Annotated in this window: 1 protein-coding gene; it reads right to left on the bottom strand. The window is 41.8% G+C overall.

The window, feature by feature from the left end; genetic code table 11:
- A partial coding sequence (locus STRDD10_RS10140) for a capsid assembly scaffolding protein Gp46 family protein (RefSeq protein ID WP_156468669.1) occupies nt 1-244 on the bottom strand: 244 nt, incomplete at its 3' end.
- Nucleotides 245-376: the final 132 nt, after the last annotated feature.

Below are 376 nucleotides of genomic sequence, written 5' to 3'. Positions count from 1 at the left end.
ATTCAGCTTTTTGTTCAGCATTCATCTTTGCTAATTTCTTAGCTTCATCAGCTAGCGCTTCTTGCTCTTTCTTCCACTTGGCAAATTTCTTGTCAATGATAGCATCCACATCCGTGTATTTCTTCTCTTGTTCTACTGTCTCATTCTCAGGTTCTGCAGATACCTGTTCTTGACCAGTAGAAACATCCACCTCCGCTTGAGTGTCCCCACCATCAGCGAAAAACTGTAAAGAACGCAGATTCATCTGAATCCGTGCCTTAAAAGTAGTTTTGTTCATTCGAACCTCCTATGTTTACAGTCGTCCCCGACTTTATTTTCCATAGCTTTTTCCGTCTTCCATGCCTGGACATCAAAAAAAAGAGGTCTCACCTCTTCT

The organism is Streptococcus sp. DD10 (genome assembly GCF_001578805.1).
Classification (GTDB): domain Bacteria; phylum Bacillota; class Bacilli; order Lactobacillales; family Streptococcaceae; genus Streptococcus.
The sequence above is the reverse complement of the archived record's forward strand: the minus strand, read 5'-3'. Positions and strand labels throughout refer to the sequence as shown.